This is a genomic window from Pseudomonas sp. AL10 (genome assembly GCF_029960685.1).
In the GTDB taxonomy this organism is placed as follows: domain Bacteria; phylum Pseudomonadota; class Gammaproteobacteria; order Pseudomonadales; family Pseudomonadaceae; genus Aquipseudomonas; species Aquipseudomonas lactis.
On the sequence record NZ_JASBQZ010000053.1, the window covers coordinates 13550 to 28853 of the forward strand.

The following is a 15304-nucleotide window of genomic DNA, read 5'->3' on the forward strand; positions in this document are numbered from 1 at the left end:
GCTCGCCAGAGGTCACAAACTGCAACACCGGGGTGGTGAAACCATGACCTCTTGATTACACAATTGAGCACCTGCTGAAACAATTCAAGTCCTTTGCAAAGATAAATCCTACATTACAAATTAACCCTGACGACGAGCAAAAACGCTGTTAGGGTGGGGAGTTAGTTACATCTTCTTACGCCCTGCGAAACTCACAATTGCCCCTCTCCCAACGGGTGCAATCCGCGAAAAATCCCTGCTTCCTCCACCAGCCAATCATGCACCGCACGCACGCCCGGATGGTTCAACGCGCCCGGCGCATACAGCAGCACGTAGCGTTTATGGTTGGGCACCGCCAGGCCGAACGGCACGATCAAGGTGCCGCGCTCCAGTTCATCGTTCAGCAAGGTGCGCCGGGCAATCGCCACGCCCATGCCGGCGATGGCGGCTTCGATGGTCAGGTGGTTGCGGTTGAAGGTGTGCCCGCGCCGTACGTCGGCACCGTGATAGCCGATGGCATTGAGGTAAAACTCCCACTCGGCATATTCATAACTCCCACGCCAGGCGGTGATGTCGTGCAACAGCGGGAAATGCGCCAGGTCCGCCGGGCCATGCAAAGGCGGGCGGCCACGCAACAGGCTGGGGGCGCACACCGGGAATATCTGTTCATCCAACAGGGCTGTGGATAACAACCCTGGGTAGCTGCCGTCGTTGAGGTCGATGGCCAAGTCGAAGTCGCCTTCATGCAGGGCGATGCTGCTGTCTTCGGCGACCATGCGCAGTTGAATATCCGGAAAACGCTGCTGAAAGCGCGGTAGACGCGGGGTCAGCCACTTGCCAAGAAACGAGGGGATCGAACGCAGGCGCAAGGTGCCGCTGATCATCCCGGCGTCCAGGCGCTGCAGTTCGGCATCAATGCTGCCATAAGCCTCACCCACCACGGCCGCCAGGCGCTGCCCCTCGGCGCTGAGTTCAACGCCTCGCGCACGCCGATGAAACAGCCGGAAGCCCAGGCGCTCCTCCAACTGGCGAATTTGCTGGCTCACCGCTCCCGGCGTGATGTGCAGTTCTTCGGCGCAGCGGGTGAACGACAGATGCCGTGCGGCGCAGGAAAACACATGCAACCAGACATAGGTCTGGCCGTGGAGGGGGCGAGTCATAGCGTTTAGTCCTGCTAAAGGGTGTCTTAGGATAATTCGTTGGTCAGTGCCGAGCCATAGGCTCAGTATCGCGCCAATTCCGCCTGCTCTACAAAACATGGCAGCGATTTCTACTCCATTGCTTGTAAGGCTTTAGCATGGCTATCAGTGTTTTCGATCTATTCAAGGTGGGCATCGGCCCCTCCAGCTCCCACACCGTCGGCCCGATGCGCGCTGCCGCGACGTTCGCCCAAGCCCTGACCGACCAGCATGTGCTCAGCCAAACCCGTCGCGTCGAAGTACGCCTGTATGGCTCGCTGTCCGCTACCGGCGTCGGCCATGCCACCGACCGCGCCTGTGTCATGGGCCTGATGGGCGAATGGCCAGACCGCGTCGACCCCACCTCGATCAATGCGCGTATCCAGCAATTGCGCGAGTCCGGCCAATTGATGTTGGCAGGCTCCCAGGCAATCGCTTTCAACTGGCACACCGATCTGTTGCTGCTGGACGAAAGCCTGCCCTATCACCCCAACGCCATGTCCCTGCACGCCTATGGCGACAGCGGGCTGCTGAGCGAACAAACCTATTACTCGGTGGGCGGTGGTTTCATCATCGAAGCCGCCGAAGCCGCATCAGGCGTTGCGCCGACCAGCGATGTGCAATTGCCCTATGACTTTTCCAGCGCTGTAGAACTGCTGGCCTTGTGCAACAAGCACGGCCTGCGGGTATCCGAGCTGATGATGGCCAATGAGCGGGCGTGGCGCAGCGACGAAGAGATCCGCAGCGGCCTGCTGCATATCTGGTCGGTGATGCGCGAATGCGTGGAACAGGGCCTGCGCGATGAAGGCATCCTGCCCGGCGGCCTGGATGTGCCGCGTCGCGCCGCGAAATTGCACCGCAGCCTGTTGGAAATCGGCAAGCCCAACGTGATCACCTCGACCTTGTCGGCGATGGAATGGGTCAACCTGTTCGCCCTCGCCGTCAACGAAGAAAACGCCGCCGGCGGGCGCATGGTCACCGCGCCGACCAATGGTGCGGCCGGGATCATCCCCGCCGTGCTGCACTACTACATGAAGTTCAACGCCGACGCGTCTGACGACGATGTGGTCAATTTCTTCCTCGCCGCCGCCGCCGTCGGCATCCTCTGCAAGAAAAACGCCTCTATTTCCGGCGCCGAAGTCGGCTGCCAGGGCGAAGTGGGTTCGGCCTGCGCCATGGCTGCTGCCGGCCTGGCCGATATCCTCGGTGCCACCCCGGAGCAATTGGAAAACGCCGCCGAAATCGGCCTGGAACACAACCTCGGCCTGACCTGCGACCCGGTCGGTGGCCTGGTGCAGGTGCCGTGCATCGAGCGCAATGCCATTGCGGCGGTCAAGGCGATCAACGCCACGCAGATGGCCCTGCGCGGCGACGGCAAACACTTCATCTCCCTCGACCGGGTCATCCGCACCATGCGCGATACCGGCGCCGATATGCATGACAAATACAAAGAAACTTCACGGGGCGGCCTGGCGGTCAGCTGGGTGGAGTGCTGATCGGAGCACTGCTACCCGCCCCAACGTGAGCCCGCGCAAAAATAATAACGAGGCAATACCGATGACTGATGTACGTACACCTGCTGCCGAAAATCCCGATGTCAGAGAAAGCACAGTAACCACCGGCTGGACCAAACACGACACCACCTGGATGCTCGGCCTCTACGGCACCGCCATCGGCGCGGGCACCCTGTTCCTGCCGATCAACGCCGGTGTCGGCGGTTTCTGGCCGCTGATCGTGCTGGCGCTGCTGGCGTTTCCGATGACCTTCTTCGCCCACCGTGGGTTGACGCGCTTCGTGCTGTCGGGCAAATCCGGCGACATCACCGAAGTGGTCGAGGAACACTTTGGTGTCGGCGCCGGCAAGCTGATCACCCTGCTGTATTTCTTTGCGATCTTCCCGATTCTGCTGGTGTACAGCGTGGCGCTGACCAACACCCTGGGCAGTTTCATGGAGCACCAATTGCACATGGCGCCGCCACCCCGGGCGATTCTGTCGCTGGTGCTGATCCTCGGCCTGATGGCCATCGTGCGTTGCGGCCAGGGCGTAATCGTCAAGGCCATGAGCGTGCTGGTGTACCCCTTCGTGGCCGCCTTGCTGCTGCTGGCATTCAGCCTGATTCCCAACTGGAATGGCGCGTTCTTCGCCTCCGCCAGCGAAGGCATGCCGTTGCCGCTGTTCTTCAAGATATTGTGGCTGGCCATCCCGGTGATGGTGTTCTCGTTCAACCATTCGCCGATCATCTCCGCCTTTGCCGTGGACCAGAAGCGCGTCTACGGCGCCCAGGCCGAGCGCAAAAGCAGCGGCATCCTGGCCACCGCCCACGGCATGATGGTGCTGACGGTGATGTTCTTCTGCTTCAGCTGCGTGCTGGCGCTGTCACCGGCTGACCTGGCCGCGGCCAAGGCGCAGAACATCTCGATCCTGTCGTACCTGGCCAACCACTTCCAGACGCCGGTGATTGCCTACGCCGCGCCGTTGATCGCGCTGGTGGCGATCACCAAATCCTTCCTGGGCCACTACATCGGCGCCAGCGAAGGCTTCCAGGGCCTGATCGTCAAATCCCTGCGTGGGCGCAACCGTTCGATGTCGGCGAAATGGCTGGAACGCTGCACCGCGTTGTTCATGGTACTGACCTGCTGGGCCGTGGCCACCTTCAACCCGAGCATCCTGGGCATGATCGAAACCATGGGCGGGCCGATCATCGCGTGCCTGCTGTTCCTGATGCCAATGTACGCCATCCGCCGAGTGCCATCTTTGCGCCAGTATTCAGGCCAGGCATCGAATGTGTTTGTGGTGGTCATCGGGCTGATTGCGCTGTCTGCGATCGTTTTTTCCGTGATGCCCTGAATTAGCTCACTGATCTCCAAAAGCAGCACAAAAAATGTGGGAGCGGGCTTGCTCGCGAATGCGGTCCTTCAGCCAAGTATTTGTTGGCTGATACACCGTATTCGCGAGCAAGCCCGCTCCCACATTTGGATTTCTGTGCCGGGTAAATCGCTGTACGGCACGGCCCTTGCTGTAGAACTTTCGAGGAAAACGGAATTTGGCCAGTGGTCAGGCAATGCGAACTAATCCCGACACCGGCCGTCAATGACTGCATGTTCTTATCAGGCGGTAACGCACCATGGACAATCCTTTTCAGATCATCACCGACACGTTCAGCCCCCAATACCGCGTCAACCTGAGCATCCAACGGCTGGACGGCAGCATCATGCTCACCCTCTCGAACGAGACCGGCGTAGTGGCAAAGCGCATGATCAGCGCCGAACAGCGCAACGACCCGCAACGCCTCAAACGCCTGGTGCAAAGCATCCAGTTCGGCATCGCCATCGAACAGGGCCACAGCGCCGTGCAAATCCTGGAGCTGATGACGGACGGCGACAGCCACAAACTCCTGCAGCGCCCGCCCGCCCGTACCCTGCCCTTCAGCGTGGGGCTTTAAAGCTCGCCCTTCTCTGTCTCCAGGCTCGCCTCGCCCTTGCGACGCGGGCTTTCGACCTTCACCGAAGGGAAGGCCGACGACGCGTAGCGCACTACCAGGATCGCGAATGCCAACAGCAAAATGCCGCCGCACAGGTAGATGATGCCCACGTCCGGCGGGTTGTGGTGCGACACGTTGGAGATCAGCAAACGCGTGAGCGCAGTGATCGCCACGTAGATCAGGAAGCGCACCGGCATGTGGTTGGTCTTGAAGTAAATCCCGACCATGGCACCCAATTCCAGGTAGATGAACAGCAGCAAGATGTCATCGATCTTGATGTGCCCGTTCTCCAGCATCCCCAGGAATTCCATCACCGCCGCCCAGGCGGTCACCGCACCAATGGCGAACAGCGCCAGGTAATGGAACGACTCGACAAACAGATTACCCAGCGACTCGGCCAGCCCATGTACTTGCTGACGCAGCCTTTCGGCCCAGTTGATTTTCACGATGATGCTTCCTTAGGTCGGCTCGACCGGATAATGCGGGGTGGACGTGACGGTTGTTCTGCATGCAGAAAAAAGGCCAGGGCTGGAGAATAAGATGGTGGCCGTATGATACGAGGCACTTAATTCCCCCCGATCGTTCCCACGCTCCGCGTGGGAACGCCGCCTGGGACGCTCCGCGTCCCTCAGACCTGCTCGTGGGTGACGCGGAGCGTCACGGGATGCATTCCCCCGCAGAGCGTGGGAACGATCGAGAACCTCAGCGTGCTGTGCGAAATTTCCGGTTCAGCCCCCAATTTCCCAACTACATTAAAAACCTACTATCCAAACCCCGACGTTTGGCTTATCCTTTTAGCTGTATATAAATACAGTAGTCGCAAAAGACAACTATCGTGAAGGCATGTGAGGTGGTGAATGGCCGTCGAAGTGGTATACCGCAGCAGCCGAGATCTGGAGCGTTTGTTCATGGATAAAGCCGAAGCTGACCGTCATGACAAGATGCTTGAACTCGCTGAGTTGCTGGCAGAGGTGTTGCAAAAAGCCGTGCCGTCGTTGAGCGAGCAGCAGGTGGAAGAAGCCGGGATCTACATGGCGAAGAACCGCGATGTCTTTGCCAAGGCGTTCAAGAGCCAACCGGACGCATTGTCCGAGTTGCTGAACCCGGCGGCGGAGTAAAGCCCGAATTGAACAGGCCCTGAATCATGGATTCAGGGCCTTTTTAATGCCTGGCCTATTTGTACAGCAGGCGTTCGGCCAGCTCATCGGCCACCCGTGCGGGGGAGCGTTTTTCGGCTTGGGCGTGGGCGAAGATTTCGGTCAGGCGGCTGCCGATGTTCGACAGGTGCGCGGTGATGCCGGGCAGGTCGGTGCCGGCGTGTTTGAGGGCGACGTAGATCAGCCCGCCAGAGTTGATCACATAGTCCGGTGCGTAGAGGATGCCGCGGCCTTCCAATTGGTCGGCGATGTCCAGGTTGGTCAGTTGTGCGCTGGCCGAACCCGCCACGGCGGCGCAACGCAACTGGCCGACACTGTTACGGTTGAATACGGCGCCGACGCCGCACGGTGCGAGGATGTCGCAGGGCGTGCTGAGCAAGGCGTCGTTGGCAATCGGGTGGGCGCCCAGTTGCTCCATGGCCAGTTGCACCTTGCCGTGGTCGATGTCGCTGACCAGCAGTTCGGCACCGGCGGCATGCAGTTGTTCGGCCAGGGCGTAACCGACATTGCCCAGGCCCTGGACCGCGACGCGCAGGCCCTCGAGGTTGTCGCTGCCCAAGCGCGCCATGGCGGTGGTGCGGATACCGGCGAACACTCCCATGGCGGCATGGGGCGCAGGGTCGCCGGCGGCCGTGGTGCTGGTGACAAAGCGGGTGTTCTGGGCGATGCAGTCCATGTCGGCGACCGAGGTGCCGCTGTCGATCGAGGTGATGAAGCGGCCGTCGAGTTTTTCCACACAACGGCCAAACGCCTCGAACAGCGCCGCACGGCTTTCCACGTGTACGGGGCGGATGATCACCGCCGTACCGCCGCCCACCGGCAGCCCGGCCAGTGCGGCTTTGTAGCTCATGCCTTGCGCCAGGCGCGCGGCATCGGCCACGGCGGTTTCATCATTAGGGTAGGCCAGGTAACGACAGCCACCCAACGCTGGGCCCAGGCGACTGTTGTGGATGGCGATGATCGCCTTCAAGCCGGTCACCGGATCAACGCTCAGGTGCAGCGATTCAAGGCGGGTGCTGTGCATGAGCGCAAACATCAATGAGCTCCCGAATCACTTCTGGTAGTGGGCCAAGTATAGGCTTGCGGCAGAAAACTGCTGGATTGCGCTGGAATAAGCCGCGCGTTTTCGTGGGATCTACGACATAAGCGCGTGGGATATCTCTCAAGATGCTGGACGAAAATTCGCAGCAAGGCTAAAACGGGGGCATACGCCGGAGAACTCGATGAACCCCCGCACAGCTTTTTTCGCCTGCCTGGACCGTTCACCCCCCGCGCTGTTCGAAGCCGCGCTGTGGATTGCTGCCGAGCATGACACCAGCGTGCAACCTGCGTTGATCCTGCAGGACCTTGGTGCACTGCAACAACAGGTCAGCCTGGGCATGCCCCTGCTACCGGCGGATGAACTCGGCCAGCCGCTGCTGCGACGCATGAATGACCTGGGGTTTGCCCAGGATGACCATACGCCGTTGCGCCCCGCCGCCGCGCTGTTGGACAAGGTGCTGCAACGCAAACGCGGGCAACCCTTGGCCATGGGCCTGATCGCGTTGGAGATGGCACGGCGCCTGGATATCCCCATGGTCGGCGTGAACTTCCCCGGGCACTTCCTGCTGCGGGTACCGGGTGCCGATCACCTGCTGGACCCTTGCGGCGGCCGGCGCCTGTACCCTAATGACTGTCGCGAGTTGCTGGCGCGCCAATACGGGGAGAAGCTGAAATTGCAGGCCGACCACCTGCTGACCGCCGAGCCACGGGCGATCCTGCAACGGCTGTCGCGCAACCTGCGCCAACTCTACCTTGCCAACGACGAACCGTTGGCGGCCCTGGTGGACGCCGAGCGCGTACTGGAACTGGGCAACGCCAGCGCCTCCGACTACCTGGCGCGCGCCAGCCTGTATCAACGCCTGGACTGCCCGAGCGCCGAACGCTTTGACCTGGAACACGCGTTGATGCTCAGCGACGACCCGATCCAGCGTCTGCGCCTGACCGAGCGGCTGGGGCACCTGCCGCCCAACTCAGTAATGCACTGACCCAACTCCCAACTGTAGGAGCGAGCTTGCTCGCGAAGAACGCAAGGGCACCGCGTTAAACCAGGATGCCCGCGTTATCGTTGACGTGCTTCGCGAGCAAGCTCGCTCCTACAGTGAGGGTTTGAGAACGTCGCTATGCAGCGTGTTAGCTCCCGGCGCCCGCACTTGAATAATCAACAACGCCGCAATCACCGCCGGAATCGCGCAGAAGAAGAAAATCTGCTCGACCGGGATATGCATCGCCAGCAACAAGCTGCCAAACAGCGGCCCCAGAATCGACCCGAACCGCCCCACCCCCAACGCCCAGCCCGTGCCGGTGGCGCGCACGTGCGCCGGGTAGAAGTTGCTCGCGAAGGCATTGAGGGTCAGTTGCCCGCCGATGATGCAGAACCCTGCGGCAAACACGCAGGCCACCAGGTAGCGTGGGTTGTCGTGGTTCAAGCCCAGCAGGATGGTGCACAACGCTGCCGCCGCCAGAACGCCGGACAGCAGCCGCACTTTGCTCTTCAAGCGATCGGCAAACCAAGCCATGAGAATGGCGCCCAAGGTGCCGGCGAACAGGAACATGGAGGTGACCAGGTTGGCTTCGTTCAACGCTAGGCCGCTTTCGAGCAATAGCGAAGGCAGCCAGCTGATCATGAAATACAGCAGGATCAGGCTGACAAAAAAAGTCGCCCAGATCAGCAGCGTCGGGCGCGCGTAGCCGTTGCGAAACAGCTCCACCACGGTCAGCTTGCTGCCCTGCTCCTGGCGGTTCTCGGCTTCGCTGGCGGACGGTGGCTGCCAGTCGGGCAGCATCCGCGCCGTGACCTTGTGTAAGCGCAGGTACGGCGGTGCATCGCGCAGCAAACGCGGCAGGGATTCGGGCAACAGCCATACCAGAAACGGGAACAACAGCAACGGCGTCACACCGCCCGCCAGGAACACCGCCTGCCAGCCAAAACTGTCGATAAACCCGGCCGCCACAAAGCCACCCGCCGCGCCGCCGAACGAAAAGCCACAGGCGGCCAGCGTCACCATCAAGGTGCGCAGGCGTGGTGGCGAATACTCCGACATCAACGCCATGGCACTGGGCATCGCACCGCCCATGCCGATCCCGCAGATAAACCGCGCCGCCATCAACGTGGTCAGGGAATTGGCGAACACCATCAATACCGTGAGGCTGGCGTAGATCAGCACGCACGCCAGCAGAATGCGTCGCACACCAAACCGATCCGCCAGCGGCGTCACCAACAGCGAGCCGAGGGTGAGGCCCAGCAGGTTGGCGCTGAACACGGGCCCGAACGCGGATTTTTCCAGGCCCCAATCCTGGGCCAGCGCCGGCACTACATAGCCCAGCACCTGGGCGTCATAGCCATCGGTGACCAGTAGCAGTGCCAGCAGCAGGAGAATCAACCATTGGTAGCGCGACACCGGACGGGCGTCGAGTGCCGCGCGAAAGCTGGCAATCTGATTGTGCATCGCAAGGTACCTGTTTTTTTATGATTGTTCCCACGCTCTGCGTGGGAATACAGCTCTGGACGCTCCGCGTCCGTTTTTAGAGCCGTGACGCAGAGCGCCACATGAGGCGTTCCCACGCTGAGCGTAGGAACGATCATTACAGGGGGTTCAGGGGGTGTCAGGTTGATTGGCGGGGTGTGCCTGCATGAAGGCCGGATGTTGGGCCGCCAATGCCGCCACCCGCCCGATGCGTGGGTATGCCGCCAAGGGCACCTTGAAACGCTCGGCCGCGTACAACTGCGGGATCAGAAACGCATCGGCCAGGCCCGGTTGTTCGCCAAAGCAAAACCCGGTGTCGCCAATCAACTGCTCCACCGCGCCCAGGCCCTGGCTGATCCAATGCCCGATCCACTCCAGCAATTGCGCCTCGTCGTGCCCCCACTTGCGCAGCAAGTTCTGGGTGCTGGAGTTATGCAACGGGTGGATATCACAGGCGATGATCGACGCCACCGCCCGCTCGTGAGCCCTGGCGACCCAATCCTTGGCGAGCAGCGGCACCTGTGGATAACGCTCTTCCAGGTACTCGATGATCGCCTGTGACTGGATCAACAACGCCCCTTCATCGCTACGCAACGCCGGCACGCGCCCTTGGGGGTTGATCGCCAGGTAGCCAGGTTGGCGGTTGGCGCCGCCGGCCGGCACCAGCAGGTTGACCGGCAGCGCGGTGAAATCCAGGCCTTTGAGGGCCAGGGCAATACGTACTCGATACGACGCGGTGGAACGGTAGTAGGTATAGAGTTCCATGGCCCTGCCCTCTCAGCGCGCCGCGACCACGGTACCGCGGCATTCGCCGAAGCCGATGGAGGCAAAGCCCTCGCGGCTGCAACGGGCACGCAAGATGATTTCGTCGCCATCCTCGAGGAATTTACGCACCTCACCGGAAGCCAATTCAATCGGCTTTTTACCACCTTCGGTAATCTCCAGCAGGCTGCCGAACTGCCCCGGCTGCGGGCCAGACAAGGTGCCCGACCCAAACAGGTCACCGGCCTGCAACTGGCAGCCGTTGACGCTGTGGTGCGCCACCATTTGTGCCACGGTCCAGTACATATGCTCGGTGTTGCTCAGGGTCAGGCGATGGGCGGGCAGGTTTTGTTCACGCATCGAAGCCGTGGTGAGCAGCACTTCCAGTTCGATATCAAAGGCGCCCGCGTTCTGATCGCGCTTGTCCAGCAGGTAGGGCAGCGGTTGAGGATCACCCTCTGGACGTGCCGGCTGGGCCTTGCGGAAAGGTTCCAAAGCTTCAGCGGTGACGACCCACGGCGAGATGCTGGTGATAAAGCTTTTCGACAAGAACGGCCCCAGCGGCTGGTACTCCCAGGCCTGGATATCCCGCGCCGACCAGTCGTTGAGCAGGCAGAAACCAGCGATATGCTCGGCGGCATCGCCAATGGCAATCGCATCGCCTATGGCATTGCCCTGACCGATCCAGATGCCCAGCTCCAACTCATAGTCCAGGCGCGCGCATGGGCCAAAGGTCGGCTCGGTCTGGCCGGCCGGAAGGGTCTGGCCTTTAGGGCGTCGCACCTCTGTACCCGAGGGGCGAATGGTCGAGGCACGGCCGTGGTAGCCAATGGGCACGTACTTGTAGTTGGGCAACAAGGGGTTATCGGGGCGGAACAATTTGCCGACGTTTTGCGCGTGCTCGATGCCGACGTAGAAGTCGGTGTAGTCATTGATCTTGGCCGGCAGGTGCATCTGGCAATCAGCGGCACGGTGCAGCACTTGCGCTTCGCGGGTTTGCAGCTTGCTGCCTTCGGCCAGCAGTTCCAGCAGGCGCTCGCGCAGGGCGACGCGGGGGCCACGACCGAGTTCGAAAAAGGCGTTCAGTTGGCCCCCCACCGTAGCTTCGACAGCGCGCCGGGCTTCGCCGGAAAATTCGTCCAGCGCGGCATGCAGGTCGAGAATCGCATCGCCAATCGCCACGCCACTGCGCGGTGCCGAGTCATTGATACTGAACACGCCCAGGGGCAAGTTCTGCAAGGGGAAATCCGCGTGACCATTGGCCGAGGATACCCAGCTGCGGGTCTGCGTTGGTTGAGTCATGGGTTATCTCCGGTTCGGGTTGAAGGTGGCAGGCAGCGCGGCCCAGCACGCGTCATAAGCAGGTTGCAGTTGCGGGCATTCCAGGGCGAACTGGGTCGGGCGCAGCACTTGGCTGGTCTCGAACATGAACGCCATCGTGTTGTCGATCTTGTGCGGCGCCAGGTCGGCGTTGATGGCTTTGGTGCAGGTCTCGCCATCCGGGCCGTGGGCGCTCATGCAACTGTGCAGCGATGCGCCGCCCGGCAGGAAGCCTTCGGCCTTGGCGTCGTAGGCGCCCTGGATCAGGCCCATGTATTCGTTCATCAGATTGCGGTGAAACCACGGCGGACGGAAGGTGTTCTCGGCCACCATCCAGCGTGGCGGGAAAATCACGAAGTCGAGGTTGGCCAGGCCGTGCACGCTGGTAGGCGAGGTCAAGACCGTGAAGATCGACGGGTCCGGGTGATCGAAACTCACGGTGCCGATGGTGTTGAAACGGCGTAGGTCATATTTGTACGGCACGTTATTGCCGTGCCAGGCGACCACGTTGAGCGGTGAGTGGTCCAGCTCGCAGCCCCACAGCTCACCGAGGAATTTCTGCACCAGCGGTGTGGGCTTTTTCAGGTCTTCGTAGTGGGCAACTGGCGTGAGGAAGTCGCGGGGGTTGGCCAGGCCGTTGCTGCCGATAGGGCCAAGGTCCGGCAGACGCAGCGGGGCGCCATGGTTCTCAGCAACGTAACCGCGTGCTTGCGCATCCAGCAGTTCGATACGGAACTTGAGGCCACGGGGCAGCACCACGATCTCCAGCGGCTCGACGTCCAGCACACCCAGCTCGGTGGCGATGCGCAGGCGGCCCTGTTCGGGGACGATCAGCAGTTCGCCGTCGGCATTGAAGAACACGCGCTCCATGGAGCGGTTGGCGCGGTAGTTATAGATGCTGATGCCCGAAGGTTTTTCCGCACCCGCATTGGCAACCATGCCCACCAGGCCGTCGATAAAGTCCGTCGGCTCACTCGGGATGTCCAACGGGTTCCAGCGCAAGCGGTTCGGCGTCACTGCGCCCAACGGGCCACCGGCCAATTGCCGCGCAAGCTTGACGAATGCCGGGTGGTTGGCCGACGGCTGAATGCGGTACAGCCAGGTGCGACGGGCTTCGCTGCGGGCCATGGTGAAGGCGGTGCCGGAAAACAGTTCGGTGTAGAGCCCGTAAGGGGCTTTCTGCGGCGAGTTCTGGCCGACCGGCAGCGCGCCGGGCAAGGCTTCGCTGGCGAATTCGTTGCCGAAGCCCGACAGGTATTCGAGGTTCATGGATCGTCCTCTGAGGGTCAGTTGTATTTATCGTAATCCAGTTACGCATAACGTAATTTGATCACTATCGACCGTCAAGCTATAAAGACGCCCATTCATCTCTCGGATTCTCGCCCTTCCATGGAAAAGCCCCGCGACACCGGTAAACAGAAAGTCCGCTCGGCGGAAGTCGGCACCGATATCCTCAAGGCCCTGGCCGAACTGTCGCCGGCCACCTCGTTGTCACGCCTGGCCGAACATGTGCAGATGCCGGCGAGCAAGGTGCACCGCTATTTGCAGGCCCTGATCGCTTCGGGTTTTGCCGAACAGAACAGCGCCACCAACCATTACGGCCTGGGCCGCGAAGCGTTACGCGTGGGGTTGGCGGCGCTGGGCAGCCTGGATGTATTGAAGGTCGGCGCCCTGCCCCTGGCCGAGCTGCGCGATGAATTGAATGAAACCTGCTTTCTAGCGGTGTGGGGCAACCAGGGCGCGACGGTGGTGCACATTGAGCCGGCGGTGCGTGCCGTCACCGTGGTGACGCAGTTAGGTTCGGTACTACCGCTGCTCAGCTCGTCCACCGGGCTGGTGTTCAGCGCGTACCTGCCGTCACGGGAAACCGTGGAGTTGCGTGAGCGCGAGGTTCTAGCCGGCACCGCCCACACCTTGGCGGACGATCAGGCCTATGCCAACGTGTGCGAGCAAATCCGCAGCCGCGGCCTGCACTTCGTACATGGGCTGCTGATGCCTGGCGTGGATGCATTATCAGCGCCGGTGTTCAATGCGGTCGGGCACGTGGCGGCGGTGATGACCGTGGTCGGCCCGACTTCACTGTTCCATGCCGATGAAGATGGCCCGGCGGCGCAGCGCTTGCTGGCGGCGACCCGGGCCGTGAGTTGGCGCATGGGCTATCAGCCCTGAATCAGTCTTCGCTGTGGGACAGGGCCACGGCGACGCGGTTTTCCACGGCTTTTACCTGCGCGCCAGCGACCACATAGTTGTTGGTCAACATCGCGAACACCAGCTTGCGCCCGTGAGCATCGGTGATGTAACCGCTCAATGACGACACGCCGGCCATGGAGCCGGTCTTGGCATGCAGGTTATTTTCCGCAGCCGTGCCGCGCAGGCGGTAACCCAGGCTGCCGCCGGTCATACGGTCGGCATTGCCGGCAACCGGCAGCGCGTTGTACCAGGCGTCGAACCAGGGTTGTTTGCTGGCCGCCAGCAGCAGGTCGGTGAGGGTTTGCGACGACACCAGGTTACGCCGCGACAGGCCGGAGCCGTCCACTTGGCTCACAGCGCTGGTGTCCAGCCCCTGGCGCTTGAGAAAGTCGGCCACAGCCACGGCGCCCGCCGCCGCCGTGCCGCTGCTGGCCGTCTGGCGGCCCATGGCCTTGAGCACGGCTTCGGACATGGCGTTGTTCGAGAGCTTGAGCAGCGGCACGATCAGCTCCTGCAACGGCGCCGATTGGTGCTCGGCCAGCACCGTCACCCCAGCAGGACTTGCCCCGCCCATCACCCGACGCCCCAGCACCTTGATGCCCTGCTGCGCCAAGGCTTGCTCAAACAGGTTGGCCACCAGTTGCGTCGGCTCCCACACGCTGATCAATTGCGGGCTCTGCCGGCCAGGCGCCACCGCGCCGCTGAGCTGCAGCAGGTTGGTGCCATGGCGACGGTTGATCCCATAGCTGTTACCCGGCCCGCTGACGGCGCGGTTATTCAGTTGCAGGTAGTCGGTGGGCGGGTAGATCTCCACGCCGACCGGCGAGCCGACGTGCAACGGCGCCTTGGCGGTGACCAGCACGCTGCCAGCATCAAAGTCGGTATTGGGCGCCACGGTCAGCGCTGAAATCTGCGCGCCGTAGTAGGTGGTTTCATCATCATGGGACCAGTCGACGCCCAGCCGCTCGGCATCGAACCAGGTGTCATCGAACACCAGGTCACCCTGCACCTGGCGCACGCCCTGGCTGGCCAATTGCGCGGCGAGCGCCTGATAGTCGGCAAACTGAATACTCGGGTCACCCAAGCCACGCAGGTACAGGTTGCCAGTCAGCCGGTCGCCCTGGCGTAGGCCATTGCTCAGCAGTTGCGTGGCGAAGCGGTACTGCGGCCCCAATACATCCATGGCTGCCGCCGTGGTCAACAGCTTGAGGTTGGACGCGGGCACCAACCGGGTGCGTGGGTTGTGCTGATACAGCGTGGTGCCTGTGCGGGCATCACGCACCATCAGCGAGACGGTGGCGCCTTGCAGCGCCGGGTCGCTCAACAGCTTATCCAGGGTTGCCGGGGTGGAGGTTTGGGAGACGCTGGCGCAGCCGCCCAGCACAAAACTCAAGCCGACCAGCAGGGTGCTGGTGTGAAACCATTTTCCAAAGTGCATCAGTAGCGTTTTCCATAAGCCTGCAATGGCGGCAACGCTAACAGCTCGCTATCAATGTGGCGACCGCTTTCCTGTGGGAGCTGGCTTGCCTGCGATGCAGGCAACTCGGTGTATCAGGCAAACCCAGTCGATGCCATCGCAGCATAGTATCTACACAACTTCGGAGGTTGTAACAGCAGACGGTAACCACGATGCGAAGCGAGTCGCTCTTGATCTGCTCTTGATCTGCTCTTGATCTGCTCTTGATCTGCTCTTGATCTTGATCTCAGGCGCCCCGTTAAACCACGCTGGCC

General features: G+C 61.8%; 14 protein-coding genes. 6 read left to right on the plus strand and 8 right to left on the minus strand.

Annotated features, from left to right (window positions below; translation table 11 throughout):
- Positions 1-191: 191 nt before the first annotated feature.
- Complete coding sequence (locus QK296_RS26555; RefSeq protein WP_032893426.1) at positions 192-1139, minus strand: LysR substrate-binding domain-containing protein; 948 nt, start codon at positions 1137-1139, stop codon at positions 192-194.
- A 137-nt stretch (positions 1140-1276) separates the two neighbouring features.
- Here QK296_RS26555 and QK296_RS26560 point away from each other — a divergent pair, with 137 nt between their 5' ends.
- The 3 genes from QK296_RS26560 to QK296_RS26570 all read left to right on the plus strand — a co-directional run bounded on the left by QK296_RS26560 (position 1277) and on the right by QK296_RS26570 (position 4599).
- Positions 1277-2653 carry an L-serine ammonia-lyase gene (locus QK296_RS26560; RefSeq protein ID WP_282391916.1) on the plus strand — a complete coding sequence of 459 codons (1377 nt, stop codon included), beginning with the start codon at positions 1277-1279 and terminating at the stop codon, positions 2651-2653.
- Between the two features lie 61 nt (positions 2654-2714).
- Positions 2715-4004 (plus strand): serine/threonine transporter, encoded by a 1290-nt coding sequence (locus QK296_RS26565; RefSeq protein WP_282391918.1) that lies wholly within the window; start codon positions 2715-2717, stop codon positions 4002-4004.
- Between the two features lie 277 nt (positions 4005-4281).
- Positions 4282-4599 (plus strand): DUF3509 domain-containing protein, encoded by a 318-nt coding sequence (locus QK296_RS26570; protein WP_032893434.1) that lies wholly within the window; start codon positions 4282-4284, stop codon positions 4597-4599.
- Here QK296_RS26570 and QK296_RS26575 read toward each other — a convergent pair.
- A complete protein-coding gene (locus tag QK296_RS26575) occupies positions 4596-5084 on the minus strand; it encodes a phosphate-starvation-inducible PsiE family protein (protein WP_003188808.1) in 489 nt (162 codons plus the stop codon). The genes QK296_RS26570 and QK296_RS26575 overlap by 4 nt on opposite strands.
- Before the next feature lie 411 nt (positions 5085-5495).
- Here QK296_RS26575 and QK296_RS26580 point away from each other — a divergent pair, with 411 nt between their 5' ends.
- Positions 5496-5756 (plus strand): YebG family protein, encoded by a 261-nt coding sequence (locus QK296_RS26580; protein ID WP_003188807.1) that lies wholly within the window; start codon positions 5496-5498, stop codon positions 5754-5756.
- Between the two features lie 55 nt (positions 5757-5811).
- On the opposite strand, the gene QK296_RS26585 is transcribed toward QK296_RS26580, so the two are convergent.
- Positions 5812-6831 carry a Glu/Leu/Phe/Val dehydrogenase dimerization domain-containing protein gene (locus QK296_RS26585; RefSeq protein WP_034128675.1) on the minus strand — a complete coding sequence of 340 codons (1020 nt, stop codon included), beginning with the start codon at positions 6829-6831 and terminating at the stop codon, positions 5812-5814.
- A gap of 187 nt (positions 6832-7018) precedes the next feature.
- On the opposite strand from QK296_RS26585, the gene QK296_RS26590 reads away from it, so the two are divergent.
- Positions 7019-7822, plus strand: a complete 804-nt coding sequence (locus QK296_RS26590; protein WP_003188805.1) for a transglutaminase family protein — start codon at positions 7019-7021, stop codon at positions 7820-7822.
- A 108-nt stretch (positions 7823-7930) separates the two neighbouring features.
- Here QK296_RS26590 and QK296_RS26595 read toward each other — a convergent pair whose 3' ends face one another.
- The 4 genes from QK296_RS26595 to hmgA form a co-directional block, all read right to left on the minus strand.
- On the minus strand, positions 7931-9283 hold the full coding sequence (locus tag QK296_RS26595; protein WP_034134804.1) for an aromatic acid/H+ symport family MFS transporter: 1353 nt from the start codon (positions 9281-9283) through the stop codon (positions 7931-7933).
- Between the two features lie 147 nt (positions 9284-9430).
- On the minus strand, positions 9431-10066 hold the full coding sequence (gene maiA, locus QK296_RS26600; RefSeq protein ID WP_282391922.1) for a maleylacetoacetate isomerase: 636 nt from the start codon (positions 10064-10066) through the stop codon (positions 9431-9433).
- A 12-nt stretch (positions 10067-10078) separates the two neighbouring features.
- The gene (gene fahA, locus QK296_RS26605) at positions 10079-11365 is read right to left on the minus strand and encodes a fumarylacetoacetase (RefSeq protein WP_282391923.1); all 1287 of its coding nucleotides are present in this window, start codon (positions 11363-11365) and stop codon (positions 10079-10081) included.
- 3 nt (positions 11366-11368) lie between these two features.
- Positions 11369-12652: a homogentisate 1,2-dioxygenase gene (gene hmgA / locus QK296_RS26610; RefSeq protein WP_003188797.1), complete on the minus strand. Its 1284-nt coding sequence runs from the start codon at positions 12650-12652 to the stop codon at positions 11369-11371.
- A gap of 120 nt (positions 12653-12772) precedes the next feature.
- Between hmgA and QK296_RS26615 the strand changes: the two genes are divergently transcribed.
- On the plus strand, positions 12773-13552 hold the full coding sequence (locus QK296_RS26615; protein WP_003188795.1) for an IclR family transcriptional regulator: 780 nt from the start codon (positions 12773-12775) through the stop codon (positions 13550-13552).
- A gap of 1 nt (position 13553) precedes the next feature.
- Here the strand turns inward: QK296_RS26615 and dacB are convergent, their stop codons facing one another.
- The gene (dacB, locus tag QK296_RS26620; RefSeq protein ID WP_282391927.1) at positions 13554-15011 is read right to left on the minus strand and encodes a D-alanyl-D-alanine carboxypeptidase/D-alanyl-D-alanine-endopeptidase; all 1458 of its coding nucleotides are present in this window, start codon (positions 15009-15011) and stop codon (positions 13554-13556) included.
- Positions 15012-15304: the final 293 nt, after the last annotated feature.